This is a genomic window from Methylophaga marina (genome assembly GCF_030296755.1).
Classification (GTDB): Bacteria; Pseudomonadota; Gammaproteobacteria; order Nitrosococcales; family Methylophagaceae; genus Methylophaga; species Methylophaga marina.
The window spans coordinates 1,505,897-1,529,591 of sequence record NZ_AP027741.1 but is presented as its reverse complement, the minus strand read 5'-3'; the positions used below and the strand labels follow the sequence as shown (position 1 = coordinate 1,529,591).

At 45.1% G+C, this 23,695-nt stretch carries 22 protein-coding genes and 1 pseudogene; 3 read left to right on the top strand and 20 right to left on the bottom strand.

What is annotated here, in order from left to right:
• Nucleotides 1-40 precede the first annotated feature (40 nt).
• Nucleotides 41-2,257 carry a catalase/peroxidase HPI gene (gene katG / locus QUE24_RS07865; RefSeq protein ID WP_286306040.1) on the top strand — a complete coding sequence of 739 codons (2,217 nt, stop codon included), beginning with the start codon at nucleotides 41-43 and terminating at the stop codon, nucleotides 2,255-2,257.
• Nucleotides 2,258-2,356: 99 nt separating this feature from the next.
• Here katG and QUE24_RS07860 read toward each other — a convergent pair whose 3' ends face one another.
• The 4 genes from QUE24_RS07860 to QUE24_RS07845 form a co-directional block, all read right to left on the bottom strand.
• Nucleotides 2,357-2,905 carry a GGDEF domain-containing protein gene (locus QUE24_RS07860; protein WP_286306039.1) on the bottom strand — a complete coding sequence of 183 codons (549 nt, stop codon included), beginning with the start codon at nucleotides 2,903-2,905 and terminating at the stop codon, nucleotides 2,357-2,359.
• A gap of 7 nt (nucleotides 2,906-2,912) precedes the next feature.
• Nucleotides 2,913-3,290, bottom strand: coding sequence for a PAS domain-containing protein (locus QUE24_RS07855; RefSeq protein ID WP_286306038.1), 378 nt, complete (start codon nucleotides 3,288-3,290; stop codon nucleotides 2,913-2,915).
• 186 nt (nucleotides 3,291-3,476) lie between these two features.
• Entirely contained in the window at nucleotides 3,477-4,430 is a 954-nt protein-coding gene (gene corA, locus QUE24_RS07850) for a magnesium/cobalt transporter CorA (protein ID WP_286306037.1), read from the bottom strand.
• A gap of 78 nt (nucleotides 4,431-4,508) precedes the next feature.
• On the bottom strand, nucleotides 4,509-5,846 hold the full coding sequence (locus tag QUE24_RS07845; RefSeq protein ID WP_286306036.1) for a ferredoxin reductase family protein: 1,338 nt from the start codon (nucleotides 5,844-5,846) through the stop codon (nucleotides 4,509-4,511).
• A gap of 169 nt (nucleotides 5,847-6,015) precedes the next feature.
• Here QUE24_RS07845 and bfr point away from each other — a divergent pair, with 169 nt between their 5' ends.
• Both bfr and QUE24_RS07835 read left to right on the top strand, forming a co-directional pair.
• On the top strand, nucleotides 6,016-6,498 hold the full coding sequence (gene bfr, locus QUE24_RS07840; RefSeq protein WP_286306035.1) for a bacterioferritin: 483 nt from the start codon (nucleotides 6,016-6,018) through the stop codon (nucleotides 6,496-6,498).
• A gap of 604 nt (nucleotides 6,499-7,102) precedes the next feature.
• Complete coding sequence (locus QUE24_RS07835) at nucleotides 7,103-7,429, top strand: DUF1820 family protein (RefSeq protein WP_286306034.1); 327 nt, start codon at nucleotides 7,103-7,105, stop codon at nucleotides 7,427-7,429.
• Nucleotides 7,430-7,961: 532 nt separating this feature from the next.
• Here the strand turns inward: QUE24_RS07835 and QUE24_RS07830 are convergent.
• From QUE24_RS07830 to mnmG, 16 genes and pseudogenes are all read right to left on the bottom strand, one after another.
• Nucleotides 7,962-8,666: an HNH endonuclease gene (locus tag QUE24_RS07830; protein ID WP_286306033.1), complete on the bottom strand. Its 705-nt coding sequence runs from the start codon at nucleotides 8,664-8,666 to the stop codon at nucleotides 7,962-7,964.
• A gap of 18 nt (nucleotides 8,667-8,684) precedes the next feature.
• Nucleotides 8,685-10,049, bottom strand: a complete 1,365-nt coding sequence (glmU, locus tag QUE24_RS07825) for a bifunctional UDP-N-acetylglucosamine diphosphorylase/glucosamine-1-phosphate N-acetyltransferase GlmU (protein WP_286306032.1) — start codon at nucleotides 10,047-10,049, stop codon at nucleotides 8,685-8,687.
• A 99-nt stretch (nucleotides 10,050-10,148) separates the two neighbouring features.
• The gene (locus QUE24_RS07820; protein WP_286306031.1) at nucleotides 10,149-10,577 is read right to left on the bottom strand and encodes a F0F1 ATP synthase subunit epsilon; all 429 of its coding nucleotides are present in this window, start codon (nucleotides 10,575-10,577) and stop codon (nucleotides 10,149-10,151) included.
• A gap of 17 nt (nucleotides 10,578-10,594) precedes the next feature.
• A complete protein-coding gene (atpD, locus tag QUE24_RS07815; RefSeq protein ID WP_286306030.1) occupies nucleotides 10,595-11,971 on the bottom strand; it encodes a F0F1 ATP synthase subunit beta in 1,377 nt (458 codons plus the stop codon).
• A gap of 30 nt (nucleotides 11,972-12,001) precedes the next feature.
• Complete coding sequence (atpG, locus tag QUE24_RS07810; RefSeq protein WP_286306029.1) at nucleotides 12,002-12,868, bottom strand: F0F1 ATP synthase subunit gamma; 867 nt, start codon at nucleotides 12,866-12,868, stop codon at nucleotides 12,002-12,004.
• A gap of 14 nt (nucleotides 12,869-12,882) precedes the next feature.
• Nucleotides 12,883-14,424 (bottom strand): F0F1 ATP synthase subunit alpha, encoded by a 1,542-nt coding sequence (atpA, locus tag QUE24_RS07805; protein ID WP_286306028.1) that lies wholly within the window; start codon nucleotides 14,422-14,424, stop codon nucleotides 12,883-12,885.
• Between the two features lie 26 nt (nucleotides 14,425-14,450).
• Nucleotides 14,451-14,984 carry a F0F1 ATP synthase subunit delta gene (locus QUE24_RS07800; RefSeq protein WP_286306027.1) on the bottom strand — a complete coding sequence of 178 codons (534 nt, stop codon included), beginning with the start codon at nucleotides 14,982-14,984 and terminating at the stop codon, nucleotides 14,451-14,453.
• 12 nt (nucleotides 14,985-14,996) lie between these two features.
• Nucleotides 14,997-15,467 carry a F0F1 ATP synthase subunit B gene (locus QUE24_RS07795; RefSeq protein ID WP_286306026.1) on the bottom strand — a complete coding sequence of 157 codons (471 nt, stop codon included), beginning with the start codon at nucleotides 15,465-15,467 and terminating at the stop codon, nucleotides 14,997-14,999.
• 41 nt (nucleotides 15,468-15,508) lie between these two features.
• Nucleotides 15,509-15,742 carry a F0F1 ATP synthase subunit C gene (atpE, locus tag QUE24_RS07790; protein WP_007144166.1) on the bottom strand — a complete coding sequence of 78 codons (234 nt, stop codon included), beginning with the start codon at nucleotides 15,740-15,742 and terminating at the stop codon, nucleotides 15,509-15,511.
• 58 nt (nucleotides 15,743-15,800) lie between these two features.
• A complete protein-coding gene (gene atpB / locus QUE24_RS07785) occupies nucleotides 15,801-16,703 on the bottom strand; it encodes a F0F1 ATP synthase subunit A (RefSeq protein ID WP_286306025.1) in 903 nt (300 codons plus the stop codon).
• A gap of 7 nt (nucleotides 16,704-16,710) precedes the next feature.
• Entirely contained in the window at nucleotides 16,711-17,085 is a 375-nt protein-coding gene (locus QUE24_RS07780; protein WP_286306024.1) for an ATP synthase subunit I, read from the bottom strand.
• A 318-nt stretch (nucleotides 17,086-17,403) separates the two neighbouring features.
• The gene (locus QUE24_RS07775; RefSeq protein ID WP_286306023.1) at nucleotides 17,404-19,158 is read right to left on the bottom strand and encodes a methyl-accepting chemotaxis protein; all 1,755 of its coding nucleotides are present in this window, start codon (nucleotides 19,156-19,158) and stop codon (nucleotides 17,404-17,406) included.
• A gap of 309 nt (nucleotides 19,159-19,467) precedes the next feature.
• Nucleotides 19,468-20,328 (bottom strand): ParB/RepB/Spo0J family partition protein, encoded by an 861-nt coding sequence (locus tag QUE24_RS07770; RefSeq protein ID WP_286306022.1) that lies wholly within the window; start codon nucleotides 20,326-20,328, stop codon nucleotides 19,468-19,470.
• A 16-nt stretch (nucleotides 20,329-20,344) separates the two neighbouring features.
• A pseudogene (locus QUE24_RS07765) lies at nucleotides 20,345-21,120 on the bottom strand (ParA family protein).
• Between the two features lie 8 nt (nucleotides 21,121-21,128).
• The gene (gene rsmG, locus QUE24_RS07760; RefSeq protein ID WP_286306021.1) at nucleotides 21,129-21,758 is read right to left on the bottom strand and encodes a 16S rRNA (guanine(527)-N(7))-methyltransferase RsmG; all 630 of its coding nucleotides are present in this window, start codon (nucleotides 21,756-21,758) and stop codon (nucleotides 21,129-21,131) included.
• The gene (mnmG, locus tag QUE24_RS07755; protein ID WP_286306020.1) at nucleotides 21,758-23,641 is read right to left on the bottom strand and encodes a tRNA uridine-5-carboxymethylaminomethyl(34) synthesis enzyme MnmG; all 1,884 of its coding nucleotides are present in this window, start codon (nucleotides 23,639-23,641) and stop codon (nucleotides 21,758-21,760) included. The genes rsmG and mnmG overlap by 1 nt, the downstream gene beginning before the upstream one ends.
• Nucleotides 23,642-23,695 lie beyond the last annotated feature (54 nt).

Here is a 23,695-nt window from a genome sequence, read left to right as displayed (position 1 = left end):
CTCATTCTCACTCCACAAAAACAACAGGAGGGAGAATATTATGCTGAAAAAAACACTACCTTTAGCAACCGCCATCGCGATTGCTCTATCCAGCACCAGCGCATTTTCAGCTGGTGAACCTAAAACACCGTCATTCTGGTGGCCAGATCAACTGAATTTGATGCCACTCCGACAACATGCAGAAAAATCTAACCCTATGGGTGAAAATTTTAACTATGCAAAGGCCTTTGACTCTCTTGATCTAGAATCAGTTAAAACAGACATTAGAAAAGTGCTGACAACCTCACAGGATTGGTGGCCTGCTGATTATGGTAATTACGGTCCATTCTTCATTCGTATGGCTTGGCACAGTGCTGGTGTATACCGAATCTTTGATGGTCGAGGCGGTGCTTCTGGTGGTCAACAACGGTTTGAACCACTGAACAGCTGGCCAGACAACGTTAACCTTGATAAGGCACGCCGTCTGCTCTGGCCTATCAAACAGAAATACGGTAACAAGATTTCTTGGGCGGATCTGATGGTACTGACAGGCAACGTCGCGCTTGAATCTATGGGCTTCAAAACATTTGGTTTCGCTGGCGGTCGTGAAGACGACTGGGAGCCTGAAATGGTTAATTGGGGTGAGGAAAAAGAATGGCTATCCGATGCCAAACGTTATCATGGTGACAGACAACTAGAAAAACCTCTTGCAGCCGTACAGATGGGTCTGATTTACGTTAATCCAGAAGGTCCAGGAGGTAATCACGATCCCATTTCAGCGGCTGATGATATCCGCACCACTTTCGGTCGTATGGCGATGAATGATGAAGAAACCGTTGCCTTGATTGCTGGTGGTCATACTTTTGGTAAAGCCCACGGAGCACACAATCCGGAAGAATGTGTCGGTGCAGAACCCGCCACAGCAGAGGTTGAACAGCAAGGCATGGGTTGGATTAACAAATGTGGCACAGGTAAAGGCGCAGATACTGTCACTAGCGGCTTGGAGGGCGCATGGACGATTACTCCGACGGCCTGGAGCATTAACTATCTGCAGAACCTGTTAAATATGGATTGGGTGACAACAAAAAGCCCAGCCGGTGCCACTCAGTGGATTCCTAAAAACGCCGATGAAGTGAAATTCGTCCCTGATGCCCATATCTCTGGGAAACGTCATGCTCCTATTATGTTCACGACGGATATCGCGTTGAAGAAAGATCCCAAATATCGTGAAATTTCCGAACGCTTCTTGGCCAATCCCGAAGAGTTTGATTTGGCTTTTGCTAAAGCTTGGTTCAAGTTGACCCATAGAGACATGGGTCCTTATGCCCGTTATCTAGGTGCAGACGTCCCACATGAAAAACTGATTTGGCAAGACCCACTACCTGAACTTAATCATCCTTTGATTAACGATAAGGATATAGACCAAATCAAAGCACAAGTCCTCGACTCAGGTATCAGTGTTCCTAAGCTGATCAGAACCGCTTGGGCTTCCGCTGCCAGCTTCCGTGGTACGGACATGCGTGGTGGCGCTAACGGTGCTCGTGTTCGGCTAGCGCCACAAAAAGATTGGCCAGCCAACAGTCCGGAAGAGCTAGCGGAGGTACTGACTGTGCTGGAAGGCATTCAGCAGAATTTCAATACCAACTCAGCTGAAAGAAAAGTGTCACTTGCTGACGTTATTGTGCTCGCTGGAGCGGCAGGACTAGAAAAAGCCGCACAGAATGCAGGTTATAAAATCGATGTGCCGTTCAAACCAGGACGCGTGGATGCCCTTCAGGAACAAACTGATATCGCATCATTCAACGTACTTGAACCGACAGCGGATGGTTTCCGGAACTATTTCAGCTCTGATAATAGTCGTTCACCCACTGAAATGCTGGTTGAACGGGCTAACTATCTCAGTTTGTCTGTACCAGAAATGACCGTTTTAGTGGGAGGCATGCGTGCACTTGATGCCAACACCAACGGTATTTCACATGGTGTTTTTACTGACAAGGCCGGCACGCTAAGCAATGACTTTTTTGTGAATTTACTGGACATGTCGACTAAGTGGGTCAAAGCTGATGAAGCAGGTCTCTATAAAGGAGTCGATCGTGACTCTGGTCAGCAGAAATGGACTGCAACACCTGTTGACCTAGCATTCGGCTCAAACGCTGAGCTCAGAGCAATTGCCGAAGTCTATGCGGCGAATGGCAACGAACAAAAATTCGTGGATGACTTTGTTGCAGCCTGGGTCAAGGTAATGACACTAGATCGTTTCGACCTAGCACAACGTTAGAGAGCAATCTTTATGACCTGGCAGGTAGTGCTACCTGTCAGGTCTCTTTATTTAATACTCTACAAACTTAGAGTTAGGTCGAATGCTCGCCATACAAGTTCATTTAGCCTTATTCATAGTAACGTCAACTCCTATAACACGATTCCGGCCTTGCTCTTTCGCTTGATACAGCAAGTCATCTGCTTCACCGAAAATCCACATTTCATCATTGGACTCAGGATAGACAGTCACCACACCAATACTGCAAGTTAATATGGGTTTTGTCGGTGCGTTTTTATTGGGGATAGCAAGCTTTTCCACTCGCTCAAGTAGCTCGTTCGCCATAGCTTCTGCTTCTAAAGCCACCAACCCACCCCAAATCAAAGCAAACTCTTCACCACCATAACGAGCACACAAATCACTGGGTCTTTTTACAAAATTCTTCAATACGCGAGCGACTTGAACTAAGGCTTCATCCCCCACCTGATGTCCATACGTATCATTTAAAAGTTTAAAGTGATCAATATCCAAAACAGCCATGGAAAAAGGCAATGTCAGACGATGACAGCGTCGCCACTCTCGTTTGAGAAAGACATCAAAATGGCGTCTATTGGCAATTTGCGTTAATCCATCAATACGGGACAGCTCTCGTACACGCTCCTCAGCCACCTTACGTTCAGTGATATTCTGGTGACTTACTATGAAGTGAGCCCCCCACTTTCACATCAAGCGGCAAGACTCTCATCATAAACCAACGCTGTTCTTCAGGACTGTGACAGGGATATTCGTAATAAAAGGAGTGTTGTCTATCAGCGATAACGTCTTTAATACCGACTCCAACAGCCTCACCGATTTCATCCCCCATACTGGCAGCTTTTTCACACTCCTTGATGTAATTAATGCCACACCAGTCTTCTATCGTCGATTCATTATCGCTGGCGAAAGTACACCAACTTTGGTTGACAAAAACAATCTCGCCCTGGTTATTAATGACGACAATATGTTCGGTAAGTGAGTTAAGGATTTCCTTAAGAAAATCGTAAGAATCAATCAAGTCGCTGCCCTAGGATGTGGAACTGATAGACATCATCATTGTGGCAGTGAACGTCACAAGATAATGGTGAATGCGTTAAACAGCTAGACCATAACCTATTAACTGGGCTGAGTAATTAACCTAGATTATCTCAACCAACAACACGCTATAGAGATAGTCATAATTGGCTGCTCAGCTTGGATTCAATTACAACCAACCTTTGCGTTTAAAGTAGAAATAAGGCGCCATACCGGCAGCTACCATTAAACCGATTGCCATAGGGTAGCCGAATTCCCAATCCAGCTCTGGCATGACGTGGAAGTTCATACCGTAAATACTCGCCACCAATGTGGGTGGTAAAAACACGACGGCGGCAATCGAGAAGGTTTTAATGATCTGGGCTTGTTGAATATTGATAAAGCCCTGTGTCGAGTCCATCAGGAAGTTGATTTTATCGAACAGGAAGGTGGTGTGAGACATCAACGTTTCCAGATCTCGCAGGATCTCATATAAAGTTTCACGTGACTCAGTCGCCTCACGTAGATTTCTGAGCAGAAAGGAAATATCACGCTGCGTATCCATCAAACACAGACGAATCTTTCCGTTACTGTCTTCCAGTCTGGCCAGTTGGCTGATGCAGTCTTCCAAATCAGCCGCTTCATCTTCCAAAACTAAATGGCTGACTCGTTCCAGTTCACGATGGATATCTTCCAGATTATCCGCATGGTTTTCGACCTTTTGTTCCATCAAGGTGATGAGTAACTCACGTGGTGTTTTGCAGCTGATTTGCCCACGGCGGGCACGCATACGCAGCAAACGGAAGTCACTCAACTCACCATCACGAATCGCCACCAAGCGATCTTCTTGCAGGATGAAGGCAACAGAAACCGTGTGATGTCGCCCTTCTGAATACCCCAGAAATAATGAATGCACATGCAGACCGTCCTGGTCGGTAAAGCAACGAGCTGAGGCCTCGATTTCTTCCACATCATCCACATCGGGCACTTCATCACTAAACAAAGTGCCAAGCAAAGCCCGTTCATCATCGTCCGGTTCAAGCGCATCAATCCAATCAGCCTCTCGTAGCTGGGAAGCTGAAATATCTCCTTCCACAGGGATTTCTTTGATCAGACCTTGTGCGATTTTGTACAGACGAAGCATGCATACTCCTCATTGCTTGTATTAAGGCGGGCGAGAGGAGCATTGTAACGTAATGCATGCGGAATGCCGATGACTTATCTATCGCAGTTTGAATAACTCCTGGTGAAACTGCTCTGGTCGGAAACCATGCTTGATAAAGTCTTTACGGATAGCCTCACCCCATGCCGGTGGTCCACAAAACCAGATGCTGGCAATACGCCAATCAGGCACGGTAGCACGAATACGCTCAGCATCCAGTAGGCCATCTTTTTCATCAATGGTTAAATGTAAGTTGACCTTTGAAGCAGCTACGTCTGCAGATAGCTTTTGTTTAAGCACATCATTGATCTGCATAGTAGGATGAAAGAAGTCGATCACTTTACCGTCAGGCTTATCTGCTAGCCGCTTCATACGTGCAATAAAAGGTGTTATGCCAATCCCCGCACCGATCCAGATTTGTCGCTGTTGATCATCGTTAAAGTTAAACTCACCATAGGGACCTTCCATCGTGACCGGCATACTCACTGACAAACGTTGCTTTAATCGTGCCGTATGATCACCCAGCTCTTTAATCACAAAACGAATCAAGCGAGTGTCCGGATTCCAAGCTGAAGCAATGGTGTAAGGATGAGGACCCTCTTTTTTATCTGACATCGCAAAAGCAAACTGTCCGGCATTATGCCCAGGCCAGCCTTTATCCATTTTTACCGTTACTTCCATCACTCGCATATCTGAATGATATTCCAGCTCAGTAATATGGCCCCTTATTTTACGCTTAGCACCCACTCGCCCCATCAACACCAAAACTGCAGAGACAGTCCCACCTAGGAGTAATACGGCCATCAACCAACCTATAGGCTGAGACCAATATTCGAATCGCATTAATATCACTGCATGAAAAACAAATAGCAGATAAGTAATCGCTAATAAATTATGCGTCTTAGCAAATAAGCGATAAGGAAAACGTTTAATTAAAGCCAGCACAATCAACAAAGCAGCGACATAAAAAGCCCACTCACCAATAGTCTCAGCTAAGCCACGCTGTGAACGAAATAAGCCTTCCCAGAAACCTAACTCTGGCTGCGCGCCTCTGGGGCCACGCTCAGGCTTAACTAGCCAGCCCCAGCCCACCATCCATTTTGTACCTTTTGCAAACCACCAATGAGATACCGCAAACACCAGCGCACTGATACCCAGCCATTTATGCAAACGGTACATCTTGTCCAGACCATGAAAGAAAGGCTCAACAATCTTTGGTCTCAATGCCAACAACATCGCGATACTCATTACGGCTATGGCGATGACACCACTGTATTGAACAAATACAGCCCTAAACGAAAAGTAAGTAAACGGTTCGGGCCATAAATTATCGGCCATCAACCACAATGCAGTGGGCAATAACAGTACCGTGAGCAAGGCATATTTAATCTTTTTCATGAGTCTCTAATGAAGTGATGGAATTCTTACGGCTAATTTAACCCAACAAAAGTTAAGGCAACGTTAACGTCATAATCAGATCTGCATGGTCTGACTAGTTTGATTACAATGACAACAAACGCACATCAAAAACAGCGTGTTTTTAGCACATACAAAACAGGATCAGCATATGAAAGGCAGCCCAAAAGTTATTGAACTTCTCAATACATTACTCGCAGGCGAACTGACCGCTATGGATCAATACTTCATTCACTCACGTATGTATGAAGACTGGGGACTGACTCGCCTCTATAATCGCATCGCTCACGAAATGCAGGACGAAACCGAACACGCCGACCAAATGATCAAACGCATTTTGTTTCTGGAAGGCATGCCCGACCTGACACACCGCGAACCACTTCATGTTGGTCACACCGTCAAAGAGATGCTACAAAATGACCTCGACTTGGAATACGCCGTCGTCAAAAATCTGCGTGATGGCATTGCGTTGTGTGAAGCTGAAAAAGACTACGAAACTCGAACAATGCTCAAACAACAGCTGGAAGATACCGAGCTGGATCACACCCACTGGTTAGAACAACAACTTGGTCTGATTGAGAAAATGGGACTGGAAAATTACATGCAAGCCATGACATTGGCGGAGGCGGAGTAATTCTCGCTAAGCTGGATACGCTCTCCAAGCTCGACCATTTCGCCTTGTTGGCGAGTTAGGGAAATGTTTGCCCATTTCCCTAACAACCCTAGGGCACCCCACCGTGCTGGCCTGCGGCTCCACTGCGTTGCTCGCTTTATCTGGTGATTGGTCAAAACTCCCTTCGGTCAGACACTGACCAATCATGATCCAGATAAACCTCCGCTACTCGTCAGCACAAACGGGGGATTTGAAAATAACCTTTTGCAGAAAGAGTTTAACCGCCCTTTGCGCTGCCGAGCATCGCAAATTAATTTGCGATAAAACACAATGAGTGTCTGAGCGTAGCGAGTTTTCATTGTGTTCCAAATTGATTGAGAAGCACAGGGAACCCGCAGGGCAAGCTTGGGCTGGCCTTTTTTGGTTCGTTTTTTGGCCAAGCAAAAAATGAACGCCCCAGCGGCAGCGCCTGATGTGAAAAAGTAAATCATCTATAGGATTTCACTCCTAGCCCCAAGCAAATGCTTGAAAACGACACCTCCCCCCATTTAATCCTCAACCAACTGCAACAAGCAGTTTCCACTAACACCATTAAATAGCAGCCAAAAAGCTAAACGAAGAAACCATGAGCAAACAAGAACTCTTATACCGCATCGAATTCATCCAAACTGGCCAACGTTACGAACTCTACGCCCGCGAACTCAGCCAGGGCGGCTTATTTGGTTTTATCGAAATTGGTGATTTTGTCTGGGATACTCACACCTCAGTGGTATTAGACCCCAGCCACGAAAAACTCAAAGACGAATTCGCTGATGTGACCCGCACCTATATTCCAATGCATGCAGTATTAAGAATTGATTCGGTCACCAAAAAAGGTTTAGCCAAGATTACCGAATTTGATGGCAAAGTTACCCACTTTCCAAGTCCGATTTATACGCCAACCAATAAATAGAATTGCTTCAAAAAGTAGGTTGGGTTGAACCTGTGAAACCCAACAAACACAACCTGAATCTTGTACCTTGAGTTTAGTGCCTCTCCCCAACCTACCCGAGTCATTATTTCGCCTTAATGGCGAGTCAGGGAAATGCGTGCCCATTTCCCTAACAACCCTAGGGCACCCCACAGTACTGGCCTGCGGCTCCACTCGTCATAATATTGATTCAGGCGGTCGGCTAAAACTCGCTACGCTCAGACACTAGCCTCCCTCATACCTGAATAAATGTCATTCCTCGTCAGCACAAACGGGGAAATAGGGATCACTTTTCGTCCCGTCTATTGCCGCTAAAAATTCGCTGTATTTTATGGATTAAGTTGACACGTGTTTGAGCGTAGCGAGTTGGTGTCCACGCCATAAAATACAGTGAATTTTTAGAGATAAGGCAATATCGGGGGCCCTTTTGTTTGGTTCGTTTATTTTGGGCAAACAAAATAAATGAACGCCTCAGCGGCAGCGTATGAGGTAAGAATATAATTCCATATTGGACTTATTCGATCTTATCGCTCTTCTGTAAGTTGTGACTTGCACACAATAGCTGAATATTTTCAGCCTTCAGTGAGGTACCACCTTTGGAGTATGGAAGAATGTGATCAAAATGCAATTCATCAGTTGAGCCACACATGGTGCATTTACCACCATCTCGCTTCCATACTTCTAGCTTAACGTGGGTGGGAATTATTCTGCGATGTTTGGAGTCTTTAAACTCTGTGTCTACCGGAGCAGAACTGTCCTGGAGTTCTTCTATAGCTTCGAGACGAAACTTAAAGACCTCACGATTACCATCATCTTCTCTCCATGAATCTGTGAGATGAAATAATCCATTATATCCCCAGATTCCTTTTCGCAATTTTTCATAGACACGAATTAAATCAGGCGCTTTAGTGCCAGCCTTGAAAGCTTGTGCAGCTCTGTGAAATTTGCCATTCTCGGTCAAATTACCACTTGGCAGAAACTCTGGGTGATCGACTAGTTTTGGCATTGGCACTTCTGGTGTACGTGAATGGTCATGGCCTTCGTAAATCAAAACGGCACCATCATCCAAAACCGCATCTTGATAAGGAGCGTTAGTCTGGACAGACATAAGAAATACAGAGTGACCACCATGAATCCTAAAGTTCATTCCTCTTTGCAGTGAAGAGCCTTCCCGTCGACACATTTCAAAGTAAGAAATAATCTCATTTTCAGCAGCCATAAAATCCCTTCAAGCCATTTACTTTTTCTTCACCGGCCTCTGCCACCCACTAACCGTCTTCTGCTTAGACACCGTCAACGTTAACTCACCAGCCGGCGCGGTTTTGCGAATCGTAGACCCAGCCCCAATCGTCGCCCCATCCTCAATATTCACCGGAGCAACCAACTGCGTATCCGATCCAACAAACACCCGATCACCAATCACAGTACGGTGCTTATTAGCACCATCATAGTTACAGGTAATGGTACCGGCACCAATATTCACATCGGCCCCCATATCGGTATCTCCAATATAGCTTAAATGATTGATTTTAGAACCTAATCCGATATTCGCATTTTTCACTTCTACAAAGTTACCCACTTTGGCTTTGGCAGCTAAATTACTACCTGGACGTAAGCGGGCATAAGGACCTACCGAACAGTTAGCACCTACTTCGGCATTTTCAATGATGCTATTTGGCAGGATTTCAGCACCTTCATGAATAATGCTATTGATGATGATGCAGTTGGCACCGATGGTGACATCATTTGCCAGCGTATTATTACCCTCAAAAATCACATTCACATCGACGGTAATATCTTGTCCAACTGTTAGCTCACCACGAATATCTACACGAGCAGGATCACGCATAGTGACGCCAGCCATCATTAATTCAGTCGCTTTTTTCTGCTGGTAGTAGCTTTCCAGCTCGGCCAATTGCACGCGGTTATTAACCCCAGCGACTTCCTGATCGTCTTCACAGGTGATCGAGTCTATCTCCATGCCTTCTTCAACGGCTTTAGCAATCAGATCCGTCAGGTAATATTCGCCTTGGGCATTATTATTATCAAGTTGTGATAAGGCTGTGTTTAACCATTTAGCTGGAATACACATAATGCCGGTATTCACTTCATTGATTTCACGGGTTTCTTCGTTGGCGTCTTTTTCTTCGGTGATCATCAGCATACGACCAGTCACATCACGCACGATGCGGCCATAGCCTGTTGGGTCATCCAATACCGTGGTCAGTATTTTGAGTGTGCTGGCATCACCTTCATGAATCAGTGCCTCAAGGGTTGCGTTTTCAATTAGCGGTACATCACCGTATAGCACTAATACTTGGTCACTATCCTGATAAAAAGCTTTAGCCTGTTCAACAGCATGGCCAGTCCCTTTTTGCTCTAACTGCATGGCCGTATCGATACCTTGCTGTTCAAGATAAGGCATGACCTCACCTGCACCACTGCCACACACCACGGCTAGTTGACTGGGATTAAGTTGTTTAGCGGTATCAATCACGTGTTGCAGTAAAGGTTTGTTAGCAAGTGTGTGCATGACTTTAGGTTTTGCTGATTTCATGCGAGTGCCTTTACCGGCAGCGAGGATGATAATGCTCAGGCTCATAGGGTATTCCGTATTGGTAATAATGGGTTAAGTTTAGCAGACAATAGATAAAAAAAGGCCGTCACGAGGACAGCCTTTTTTATTTTTTGCAGTGAAAGACTAGCGTCCTTTACTGTTCGATCTTAGTCGCTCGATTGCACGCAGTTGCGCCATTGCTTCAGCCAGTTCTTTCTGAGCTTCTGCAAAGTCACGTTTCGCTGAGCCATCGTTGATTGCTTTTTCTGCATCCGCTTTCGCTTGTAATGCAGCCGCTTCATCAACGTCAGCCGCACGTAATGCCGAGTCAGCCAACACAGTAACAACGTGTGGTTGAACTTCCAGCATGCCGCCAGAAACGTAGTACTGCTCTTCTTCGCCGTTCTCTTTCAAGACACGAACTTCACCTGGTTTAAGGCGAGTCAGCATAGGAGTGTGACGTGGGTAGATACCCACTTCACCCAACACAGCTGATGCAAAGACAGCTTGTGCCAGACCTGAAAAGATCTGATTCTCTGCGCTTACGATATCAACATGGATAGTCATAGCCATGTTTACCTCCCAGGGGATTAGTACTTCTTAGCTTTCTCGACAGCTTCTTCGATGCTACCTACCATGTAGAACGCTTGTTCTGGTAGTGAATCGTAGTCGCCATTCAGAATGCCTTGGAAGCCAGCAATCGTGTCTTTCAGAGAGACGTATTTACCAGGTGCACCAGTAAAGACTTCTGCTACGAAGAACGGTTGTGACAAGAAACGCTGAATCTTACGAGCACGAGATACAGTCAGTTTGTCTTCTTCTGACAGTTCGTCCATACCCAAGATCGCGATGATGTCTTTCAGTTCTTTATAACGTTGCAATGTACCTTGAACGCCACGTGCCACTTCATAGTGCTCGTTACCAACCACTAATGGATCAAGCTGACGTGAAGTTGAATCTAACGGGTCAATCGCTGGGTAGATACCTAATTCAGCAATTGAACGTGATAATACAACTGTCGCGTCTAAGTGAGCGAAGGTGGTAGCTGGTGATGGGTCAGTCAAGTCATCCGCAGGTACGTATACCGCTTGGATAGATGTGATAGAACCTGTCTTAGTTGACGTGATACGTTCTTGCAGAACACCCATTTCTTCAGCCAGTGTCGGTTGGTAACCTACTGCAGAAGGCATACGACCTAACAGCGCTGATACCTCAGTACCGGCCAATGTGTAACGGTAGATGTTATCAACGAAGAACAGTACGTCACGACCTTCATCACGGAAGTATTCGGCCATGGTCAGACCAGTCAACGCAACACGTAGACGGTTACCAGGTGGCTCATTCATCTGACCATATACCAGTGATACTTTGTCGATAACGTTTGAATCTGTCATTTCATGATAGAAGTCGTTACCTTCACGAGTACGTTCACCAACACCGGCGAATACTGAGTAACCGCTATGCTCGATCGCGATGTTACGAATCAGTTCCATCATGTTAACGGTTTTACCTACACCAGCACCACCGAACAGACCAACTTTACCACCTTTCGCGAATGGGCAAACCAGGTCGATAACTTTGATACCTGTTTCAAGTAATTCATTACTTGCTGCTAATTCGTCAAAAGTCGGTGCAGAACGATGGATACCCCAACGTGCTTCTTCACCGATGTCGCCTTTTTCGTCAATAGGGTTACCTAAGACGTCCATGATACGACCTAATGTTTGTTTACCAACCGGTACGCTAATCGCTTTACCTGTGTTAGAAACTGCTAAGTCACGCTTCAGACCATCAGTTGTACCCATGGCAATTGCGCGAACAACACCGTCACCTAATTGTTGTTGAACTTCCAGCGTTAAGCCAGCTTCATCAACCATGAGGGCGTCATATACTTTAGGCAGGCTGTCACGTGGGAATTCCACGTCGACGACCGCGCCGATAATTTGAACAATCTTTCCAGAGCTCATCTCGCTTCCTCTTAATATCTTCTATATCAGTTATACCGCAGCGGCACCTGCAACAATCTCGGAGATCTCTTGCGTAATCGCAGCTTGTCGAGCTTTGTTGTAAACCAATTGCAAGTCATCAATAAGATCACCTGCATTGTCGCTCGCATTTTTCATTGCGATCATTCGAGATGCTTGCTCGCAGGCAATATTCTCGACAACACCTTGGTAAACTAATGATTCGATGTAACGAACGAGCAGGTCGTCAAGTACATCTTTTGCATCAGGTTCGTAAATGTAATCCCAGTGATGGGAAAGCTCTTCGCTCGGCTTCTCAGGCTTGGCCGGTAACAACCGTACAATTTTGTTGTCTTGAGTCATGGTGTTCACGAACTCGTTATAAACAAAATATAGGCTGTCAATCTGACCTTCGTTGTAAGCATCCAGCATAACCTTAACAGTACCAATCAGTTCATGCGCTTGTGGCGCATCACCTAATTGCACTTTCTGACTGACAAGGTTGACGGGCAGTCGTTTAAAGAAAGTAGACGCTTTCTGGCCGATAGCACAGACATCTACTTCCAAACCTGCATCCAATTTTGTTTTGATATCTTTCAAAACGGATTTAAACAGGTTGTTATTCAGACCGCCACAAAGTCCGCGATCAGACGAGACTACAATGTAGCCAACACGTTTGCTTTCTTCACGATCTTGTAAGTACGGATGTTTGTACTCTGGATGTGCAAAAGCTAAATGCTGAATAACGTTGTAAATCTTGTCTGAATAAGGACGTGTCGCTGCCATGCGATCTTGAGCCTTACGCATTTTACTCGCTGCAACCATCTCCATAGCAGAAGTAATTTTCTGCGTATTTTTGATGCTGCCAATTTGAGTCCGTATCTCTTTACCGCTAGCCATGACTTATGCTCCGATTACCAGCTACCAGTTTTTTTAAAGCTCTCAATTGCAGTTTTCATTTGCGCTGCAATGTCGTCATTAAAGTTACCGGTTTCGTTAATAGTTGCCATCAAGTCAGCTTGGTTTGAATGCATATTCGCTAATAAAGCGGCTTCAAAGTCGCCCACTTTATTGACTTCAACATCATCCAGGAAACCTTCGTTAGCTGCGAACAGCGAGACCGCCATTTCAGCCACTGACAGAGGTTGATATTGTTTCTGTTTCATCAGTTCAGTAACACGTTGACCACGGTTAATCTGTGCACGTGTCGCTTCATCAAGGTCAGAAGCAAACTGAGCGAACGCTGCCAATTCACGATACTGAGCCAAGTCTAGACGAATACCACCGCCCAGTTTCTTAATGATTTTAGTCTGAGCTGCACCACCAACACGAGATACCGATAGACCCGCGTTAATCGCAGGACGGATACCTGAATTGAATAAGTCAGTTTCAAGGAAGATCTGACCGTCAGTGATCGAAATTACGTTAGTTGGTACGAATGCAGAAACGTCACCCGCTTGTGTTTCGATGATTGGTAATGCGGTTAATGAACCTGTTTTACCAGTTACAGCACCGTTAGTTTCTTTTTCAACGTAGTCTGCGTTAACACGAGCAGCACGTTCTAACAGACGTGAGTGAAGGTAGAAAACGTCACCAGGATACGCTTCACGACCAGGTGGACGACGTAACAACAGAGATACCTGACGGTATGCCCATGCTTGTTTAGTTAAGTCATCATAGATGATCAGTGCATCTTCACCCTTATCACGGAAGTACTCACCCATCGAGCAACCTGCATAAGGAGCAATAAATTGCAGTGCAGCAGAATCTGATGCAGAAGCCGCAACGATGATGGTGTGATCTAATGCACCATGCTCTTCTAATTTACGAACAACGTTAGCAATAGAAGACGCTTTTTGACCAACAGCCACATAGATACATTTAACGCCTGTACCTTTTTGGTTGATGATGGTGTCGATAGCAATCGCTGTTTTACCCGTTTGACGGTCACCGATGATCAGCTCACGCTGGCCACGACCGACTGGGATCATAGAGTCAACTGATTTCAAACCAGTTTGGATAGGTTGATCAACCGATTGACGAGCGATAACGCCAGGCGCTACTTTCTCAATTGGAGAAGAGCTTTCTGCGTTGATGTCGCCTTTACCATCAATTGGTTTACCGAGTGAATCAACAACACGACCTAATAGGGCTTCGCCTGTTGGGACTTCAAGAATACGACCAGTACATTTAACTTTGTCGCCTTCTGAAATGTGTTGGTAAGCACCCAAAATAACGGCACCTACTGAGTCACGCTCAAGGTTAAGGGCCATACCAAACGTGTTTCCTGGGAATTCAAGCATTTCCCCTGACATCACATCTGCTAAGCCATGAATACGAACGATACCGTCGGTAACACCGACTACGGTACCTTCTGTACGCGCTTCAGTGGCCCCTTCAAAGCTTTCGATACGCTTTTTGATCAGGTCACTGATTTCTGCTGAATTCAGTTGCATCTCTGTTTCCTCTATAAACGGGCCGCTTATGTAATAGCGTTGGCCAGTCTGTTCAGTTTACCCACGGCAGAACCGTCAATTACCATATCGCCTGCTCGAATAATTGCACCGCCAAGTAAGCTCTCATCAATGGTCATGTTTAATGTAATGTCACGGCCTAAACGGGCTTTCAGAGCAGCAGAAATTTTAGCTGATTGCTCTTCCGTTAGTGGACGTGCTGAAATTACATCAGCGGTCATTAATTTTTCAGCTTCTTCGCGTAATGCTTCAAAGAGAACGGTAATGTCTGTCAAAAGTAACAGACGGTTATTTTCTGCCAACAACAACAGAAAGTTGCGTGCATCGGCTGTCATTGCATCGCCAGCAATCTCTGCCAACAAATCAACAGCCTGCTCGTCACTTACTGCAGGGCTAGTGATAATGGATTGCATTTCTGGTTCTAAAACACACTGTGCTAAAACCGCAAGCAGGTCAGACCACGCCTTCAACTCGCCTTTTTCCTGCGCGATAGAAAATACCGCGTTGGCATAAGGACGAGCGATGGTTATTGCTTCTGCCATCCTAACATTCCTCTAGATTTGGCTAACCAATTCGTCAAGCAAATCGGTGTGTGCCTTTTCATCAATTTCACGGCCGACAATTTTACCGGCACCAGCCAGCGCAATACTGCCAACTTGTGACTTCAACTCGTCACGAGCACGGTTTGCTTCCTGCTCAATTTCTGCTTTCGCAGCTGACAGGATTCGCTCGCCTTCAACACGGGCATTGTCTTTTGATTCGTCCACAATTTGATTACCACGTTTTGTTGCTTGAGCAACGATTTCATTCGCTTGCTCTTTTGCTTCGTGGATCACTTGTTGTGCACGTTTCTCAGCCAATTCCTGCTCATGTCTACCACGCTCTGCAGCTGCCAGACCGTCAGCAATTTTCTTTTTACGCTCTTCAAGCGCTTGCATGATAGGTGGCCATACATACTTCATGCAGAAGGCGATGAAGATCGCAAAGGCGATCATCTGGCCTATGATGGTTGCATTGATATTCATGCCTGTACCTCTAATTAATCGCTAATGGGGATTTATAAATCTTAACCAGCCACTGCGAACAGAACGTACATAGCCAAACCAACTGCAATCATTGGTACCGCGTCAACCAGACCAGCAACCAAGAAGAATTGTGTACGTAACATAGGAACTAATTCAGGTTGACGAGCAGCAGCTTCTAAGAAACGACCACCTAATAAACCAACACCAATCGCCGCACCCAGTGCGCCCAAGCCGATCATCAAAGCACCAGCAATATAAACTAAACCCATATCCATTTTTTTCTCCTACAAAAAAGTAAAGACTAAAAACAAAAAGTTAAAAACCCAATAAACATCAATGATGTTCTTGATGTGCCATATCCAGATATACCGTTGTCAGCACCATAAAGATAAATGCCTGTAACGTGATAATCAGAATATGGAAAATCGCCCAGCCAATCTGTAACAGACCAGCAAAAGATCCCATCACAAGACCAGCGCTATACATAGTCGCGATCAGGATGAATACCATCTCACCGGCGTACATATTGCCGAAGAGTCGTAAGCCCAATGAGAATGGTTTCGACAGTAATGTGACAGTTTCCAGAATCAAGTTAATTGGCAATGCCCATTTACCGAAAGGTTGGAATGCTAATTCACCGAGGAAACCACCTGTACCCTTAATCTTAAAGCTATAGAAAAGCATTAAGGCAAAGACTAATAACGCCATACCAAGTGTGGCATTTGGATCAGTTGAAGGTACGATTTTGAAGAACACATGATGCGGATCTGCACCGAACATTGCTGCTGCGCTTTGCGCTACCGCCATTGGAATGATATCAACCGGTATCAAGTCCATTAAGTTCATCAGGAAAATCCAGACAAAGATGGTCAGAGCAAGAGGTGCAACAAGATTATTTTTACCACCGGAGAAAGAACCTCTCACAGTGTCATCGATGAAGTCGATGATCATTTCAGCAAAGTTTTGCATGCCGGTAGGGATACCAGCTGACGCTTTTTTAGCTGCGCTGCGGAAAAACCACATCATTAGAGCGCCAAGTAGGAGAGACATAAACATCGTATCGACGTTGATAGCCCAAAATCCCATTTTGGCGGCTTCTTCAGCTGAGGTTGCAAAGCCCCAGTCGCCGCTTGGAGCCCAAACCCCAGGCTCAGTTTGTATTTGTTTCTGACCAAAAGTCAGATTCTGAAGGTGATGCTTGATATATTCTGATGTAGTAATTGTTTCACTAGCCATGTCGGTTTCAAGCCCGGTTAGTCTGTCCCATAAACAACATCATCTGTGTGGCTGTAAAACCAAGCATCAACGCGACAATATTCATCTCCAGCAAAACGATGCCAGTGGCAAACATTACAATCGTATTCAGCCAGCGTTCAGCTACACATCTGTATGCTCTACTTAAATTTCTATTGGCATCTGCTTTTGCAGTCTCCACTGCTCGCAGAATATGCCATATCATCAAGAGAGTATTGATGATTGCAATGACGCTGCCAAAACCGGCCGCAATTGCGCTCTCAAAACCACTTGACCAAGAGGCGAAAATTACAATCAACCCCCACATTGCAACTTGCCACCACACAACGCGTTTGAGTGGCTGCAATCTAATTAATTGCTCCATTTTTTCCACTTGGATTTGGTCTTTGCGTTAAGCAAATCAGGGCATTATATAGACGTATACTTAGTTGGGTCAACGACAAATATCCACTTAATCGTTCTCCTAGTATCACGTAAATAAGCGACGCAATCCCCTTTAACTTACTTGCTTATACTCTCACATCTGACTGTAAACGCGCTATAGCTAAGCTTGTATTTGTTCTGGTGCTATCGCATCAGGCAACTTCTTGCCGCGTATTGGCCTGTAAGTTCAAACTTTTTGGGGTTAATTTAAATTTCTCACAATGTGCCATGTAGAGCTGTTTCAACTCAGGTTCACCCATCAGCTCACCCGGTTCGTCACGATAACTGACTTTTCCCTGTACGGGCTCACCCTGCCACTTTTTTCGATCGCCATACGTTCATTTTGTTGTTTGAACCAGTTAATGAACTCATTCGCTTTAGCAAGTAAACGATAACTTGATGCCCATGCATTCACTGCCATCGTGTAATAATAAGGTTGCTTCGCGATATTGCCAGGTAGAATCTCGATCTTGTTATACCATGGACTTGATGGGTTTTTGCTAGCCCAATGATAAATTGGCAAATCAACACCAAAAGCGTCTACCACACCATCAGCCAGACAGTGATGAATACGAGATTGATCTGAATAGGCAATCAAATTCTCAAGAACACAACTCCCTCCAGGCTTGTTTTCATTACTGCTCCATCGTACGCCGTTCTCTTCCAGTAACTCTACTGCTGCGGGGTCATTTATAATTCCCATGACCTTTCCATCAAGGTCACTAAGACTATTGATACGTTTATCGTCTTTACGTCTCGCTAACACCCAGTGCAGGTAGGTGTAGGCTTCCGAATAAGCGACATTGTCATATTCTGCAGAGGGCGGCAACGCACTGATAACAATATCAGCAGGTGGTTCACCGAAGTTCCTGCCTGAGGTCAGTAGCTCCGTACACATATCCCAAGGTGCTTCAATAAACTCACACTCCACTCCCAGAAACTGGGCGAATGCGTGTGCATAATCCACATCCAGGCCTTTAAGTGGCTCACCTAACCTTTCACGGAAAGAAAGACCTACAAAATTTGGCTCAACGGCAACTCGTAACTTACCTCGACGCAATATATCATCTAACTGATCATGAGCTGGGTCAGGCACCATATATAGTTTTTTTAGCGTGTTATCAAAAGCCGTCACCGCTTTATCAATCGTTGCATGCTGAATATCTATATGATCCAGCCCCGTTGTCATTTCTTCGGCAACGTCATTGATAATACGATTTTTACTCTGGATACGCTTCATTGAACCGGAGCTTAAGTCCAAGGTTTCGAATATCACTGCCGTGTTATTCATTACCAACGTCAGTTGTTCACTAATGGATTGAAATAGTTGAGTAAGCTGGCCTGTTGCCGCCTGGATAACATCCACAAAATTATCTAATCGTTGTTTATTCGTTTGATTGATATTTTGAAGTTCATTATTGACCTTGCTGAAATCAAGTTGTTCAGCCGCCTGCTGTGCTTGCTCCATCGTCACAGAAGCTAGTCGCCTAACTTCATCAGCGACAACAGCAAATCCTCTTCCATGTTCACCAGCTCGTGCAGCTTCGATGGCTGCATTCAGAGCGAGTAAATTCACGCCCTTTCCTATTTCCAATATGCCATCCAATACTTCCGTCACACTCATCGATTTTTCTGACAGCGTTCGAGTGATTTGCTCCATAGCTTCACTAACGGAAGTATTTACTTGGTCAACTTCTATATTGATTTGAGATTGCAAGGCTCCGACTGTTGAGTTTGAACTGTTCAAATAGTCATTGGCCATATTCAACTCAGCATCCAGCTTAGTTGTGCGTTGGTTTATCTCAGAGAGAAAATTCTCCTGCACTTCAAGTGCACGGAAAATTTGGCGTGATAACTGAGAAGTTTGAGAGCTGACTAATTGAAGAGCACGATAAAAGCGTTTTTCTTCATCAGAAAAACTTGCTGCATCAATTTCTTCTTCTATCGCGTCAGTCTCGTCTGGCAACGGCTGCACTGGAGAAGAGCTTGCAAACACTTTCTTCAATATACGCATCGCATGGATTCCAAATTCTTATCAAGAATTGGATGATATGCAATAGGCAGTCCAACAAATAAGGCTGGATCAACAAGATACTATCGAGTCAAGTTTCATTAAGCCCGAGAAAGTTATAGTGAGTACATACTTACACTTATAATCAAACTAGGCAATCCCTATCAATTTACCGTTGTGCCACTCTGATTATATACGTGTTTTTCAGGCGATGGTTGGTGATGATCATTTACCAGGGATATTCAGAAATTTCGCACCATTTGTGTCCGCATTTTCACTTTTTCTGTGCAACAAAAACAGCTAAAGAAGGATTTAAGCACCCAGTTGTTCGATCAGGTTTTTAAGCTCATCAATATTGGCATAATCGTATACCAACTTGCCCTTGCCATTGGCACGATGCTTAATGCTGATACCTTTACCTAGTTTGCTGCTGATGCGTTGTTCTATTTCCTGAATATCTGCTGGATTGACTGCTGGCTCAGCTTTCTTGTCGTTACTGGGTTTGAGTATCCGTCTTATGAGTTGCTCTGTTTCTCTGACAGAAAGTACTTTTTCTACAATTTGTCTAGCCGCATCAGATTGAACATCACCTTCTAACCCTAATAAGGCTCTTGCATGACCCATTTCAATGTCACCATTCTCGAGCATGCGTTTTACATCTTCATTAAGGTTTCGTAAACGTAATAAGTTCGTCACGGTGGCACGTGATTTACCGACAGCCTCTGCAGTTTGCTGATGCGTCATTTCAAATTCTTCACGTAGACGGAATAATGCATTTGCTTCTTCCATCGGATTGAGATTTTCACGCTGAATATTCTCTATCAATGCCATAGCAATGGCACTACGATCAGATACATCACGAACCAGCACAGGGACTTCTACCAGACCAGCCATTCTGGAAGCACGCCAACGGCGTTCACCTGCCACGATTTCATACTTACCTTCAGCTACAGGCCGAACAATAATAGGCTGAACCAAGCCTTGTGCCCGAATAGAATCAGCCAGCTCTTCCAGAGACTCTTGTGACATATCCACACGCGGTTGATATTTGCCAGGCTGAATCATATCAAGAGGAAAGTGCTGCAAACTGTCATCTAGATTTGTAGTGTCTTCCTGATGCACATCTGCAAGTAAGGCATCTAGTCCGCGGCCTAAACCTCTTTTTTTACTCATTGTTGATTAACCTTTATCATTTAGCACTTTGCTTCTGTCGTCGCATAAACTCACTTGCCAACGCCATATAAGCTATCGAACCTCTTGAAGCACGATCATAATTCAGTACGGGTAACCCGTGACTCGGAGCTTCAGCCAAACGTACATTTCTCGGAATAATTGAATGGAAAACCTTGCCTTCAAAATGGCTAATCAATTGTCGAGATACTTCGTTTGCCAGATTGTTTCGGGCGTCAAACATCGTTCTTAATAATCCCGTCACATCCAGAGTTGGGTTAGCCCTTTGCTTAACTCTCTCAATTGTTCGTAATAACGACGACAGACCTTCCAGTGCATAATATTCACACTGAATGGGGATCAACACCCCTTGCGATGCCACCAGTGCATTAACGGTTAGCATACTCAGCGAAGGTGGACAGTCAATGAGAATGTAATCGTACTTCTCGCGTGTCGACTCAAGAGCAATGCGTAAACGATGTTCACGTAACTTACTCTCAAGCAACTCTACTTCAGCAGCCGTCAAATCAGCATTGGTTGGCATGACATCAAAACCAATTTCTTCAGGGCGTATTATAGCGTCTGCTGCACGAGCTTCAGCCATGATGACTTCATAGCTGCTGTTTTCTATCTCATTTTTATCGAGCCCACAACCAGTGGTGGCATTACCTTGCGGATCGAGATCGATGAGTAGGACTTTTTTCCATAATCTGCCAGTGACGCGGCCAGATTGACGGTGGTGGTCGTTTTTCCAACGCCACCTTTCTGATTGGTCACTGCAAAGATATCGCCCATACTCAGTCTTAATCCTTGATAAGTCTTACTAAATGTCTTTCACCATCACACTCTGGAACCGTCAACGAGAGTACATCGTGCAAATGAAAGTCTGTCGATTCAAATGCTAATTCATCTTCAGGATAAGTCCCTTTCATGAGCACCAAGTAGCCCTTGTCCTCACAATGTTGACCTGCTAACTGAATGATGTCATCAATACTGGCAAATGCCCGTGCCGTGATGATAGCAAATTTAGGTAAAGATACCTGTTCAACGCGTCCATGCACAACCGTCACATTATCTAACGCCAGTTCTGCTTTGACTTGCTGTAAGAAACGCGTTTTCTTTGAATTACTGTCGAGCAATGTCACTCGCGTTTGCGGCTGGCATATAGCAACAGGCACCCCAGGCAAGCCCCCACCGGTTCCGACATCAAGTAATGACGTTGATGAAATATAGGGTAAGACAGAAAGACTATCGATAATATGTCTCGCCATCATTTGTTCAGGGTCGCGCACAGAAGTGAGGTTGTAGACCTTATTCCACTTATGTAGCAGCATGACATATGCCACTAGCCTGTCATATTGCTCATCTAACAAAGTCAGATTAAGTAATTTACAACCACGCTTTAATTGATGTAACAAGCTCGCTTCAAGCATTAACTGGCTTCACTCAAACCGCTTCGTTTTAAATGAACCAATAATAAAGAAACGGCTGCAGGTGTCACACCTGAGATTCGTGCAGCCTGACCCAAATTACCAGGTCTGGCGTGTTCTAACTTCTCTCTCACTTCATTAGATAGACCACGCACATTTTTATAGTCCATGTCTAAAGGTAATTCTGTATTCTCATGACGCTGTAATCGATCAATCTCATTTTGTTGACGATCAATATAACCCGAATATTTCGCCTGAATCACCACTTGCTCGGCGACATCATCAGCAATATCCATTGACTCTCCCATTAAATCTAACAGGCCTGCATAATCCACTTTCGGGCGTCTAAGTAATTCTTTGGCCGACGCCACTTTATTGAGTTTTTCTCCCAACACCTGCTCAGCTTTTTCTTGATCCACTTTTTCCGGTACAAACTTATAGCTATCAAGACGCGCATTTTCCCTGGCCACAGCATCCTGTTTTTCGTTAAATACGGCCCAGCGTTCATCATCAACCAGACCTAATTGACGACCAATTGGTGTCAGGCGGATATCCGCATTATCCTCACGTAGCATGAGACGATATTCAGCACGACTAGTAAACATTCGGTAAGGTTCACGTGTGCCTGATGTAATCAAGTCGTCAATCAATACGCCCATATAGGCTTCATCACGACGAGGATACCACTGCTCTTCACCTCGGGCCTGCAACCCAGCATTCAGACCAGCTATTAATCCTTGGGCACCCGCTTCTTCATAACCAGTAGTGCCATTAATCTGACCGGCAAAGAACAGACCTGCCATGTATTTTGTTTCCAGCCAGGGGTGCAAATCACGTGGATCAAAGAAGTCATACTCAATCGCATAGCCCGGTCTTGTGATATGAGCATTCTCCAAACCTTTCATCGAGCGCACTATTTCATACTGCACATCAAATGGAAGACTTGTCGAGATGCCATTTGGATAAACTTCACCGCACTCCAATCCCTCTGGCTCTAGGAAAATCTGGTGTGATTGACGATCGGCAAAACGAACCACTTTATCTTCGATAGAGGGACAGTAACGTGGACCAATACCTTCGATTTCACCGCTATACATCGGTGAACGATCCAGATTATTTCTAATGACATCATGTGTTCGTTCATTAGTGTGTGTGATGTAACACGAGATTTGACGAGGATGATGCTCAGCTTTACCCAAGAATGAAAATACTGGCGTGGGGGTATCACCAGGCTGCTCGGTCAGCTCTGAGAAATTAATACTATTGATATCTATGCGTGGTGGTGTGCCTGTTTTAAGGCGGTCAACTCTAAAAGGTAAGGCACGCAAACGTTGGGATAGAGCGATGGAAGCTGGGTCGCCAGCACGACCGCCCTGATGGTTTTGTAAACCAATATGTATTAACCCGCCAAGGAAGGTACCCACCGTTAACACAACCGCTTTAGCTGAGAAACGCAGTCCTGCCTGAGTCATAACACCAGTAACGCGATCATTTTCTACCACCAGATCATCGACTGGCTGCTGGAATATATAGAGGTTGGGTTGGTTTTCCAGGTAAGCACGGACCGCCGCTTTGTATCGAATACGATCTGCCTGAGCTCGTGTTGCTCTGACCGCAGGCCCTTTACTAGAGTTTAATGTGCGAAACTGAATACCGGCTCTATCAGCGGCTTTCGCCATAATGCCACCTAGAGCATCAATTTCTTTTACCAGGTGCCCCTTTCCGATGCCACCGATTGCTGGATTACAGCTCATCTGTCCTAGTGTCTCGATATTTTGCGTCAGTAATAGTGTTTTCACACCCTGACGAGCAGAAGCTAACGCCGCTTCGGTTCCGGCATGGCCACCACCGACAACGATGACCTCATAATGATCCTGGAAACTCATATCACACCAACAATCTAGAAATTAAAGGAGGTAATTTTAACATGCTGTTAATAA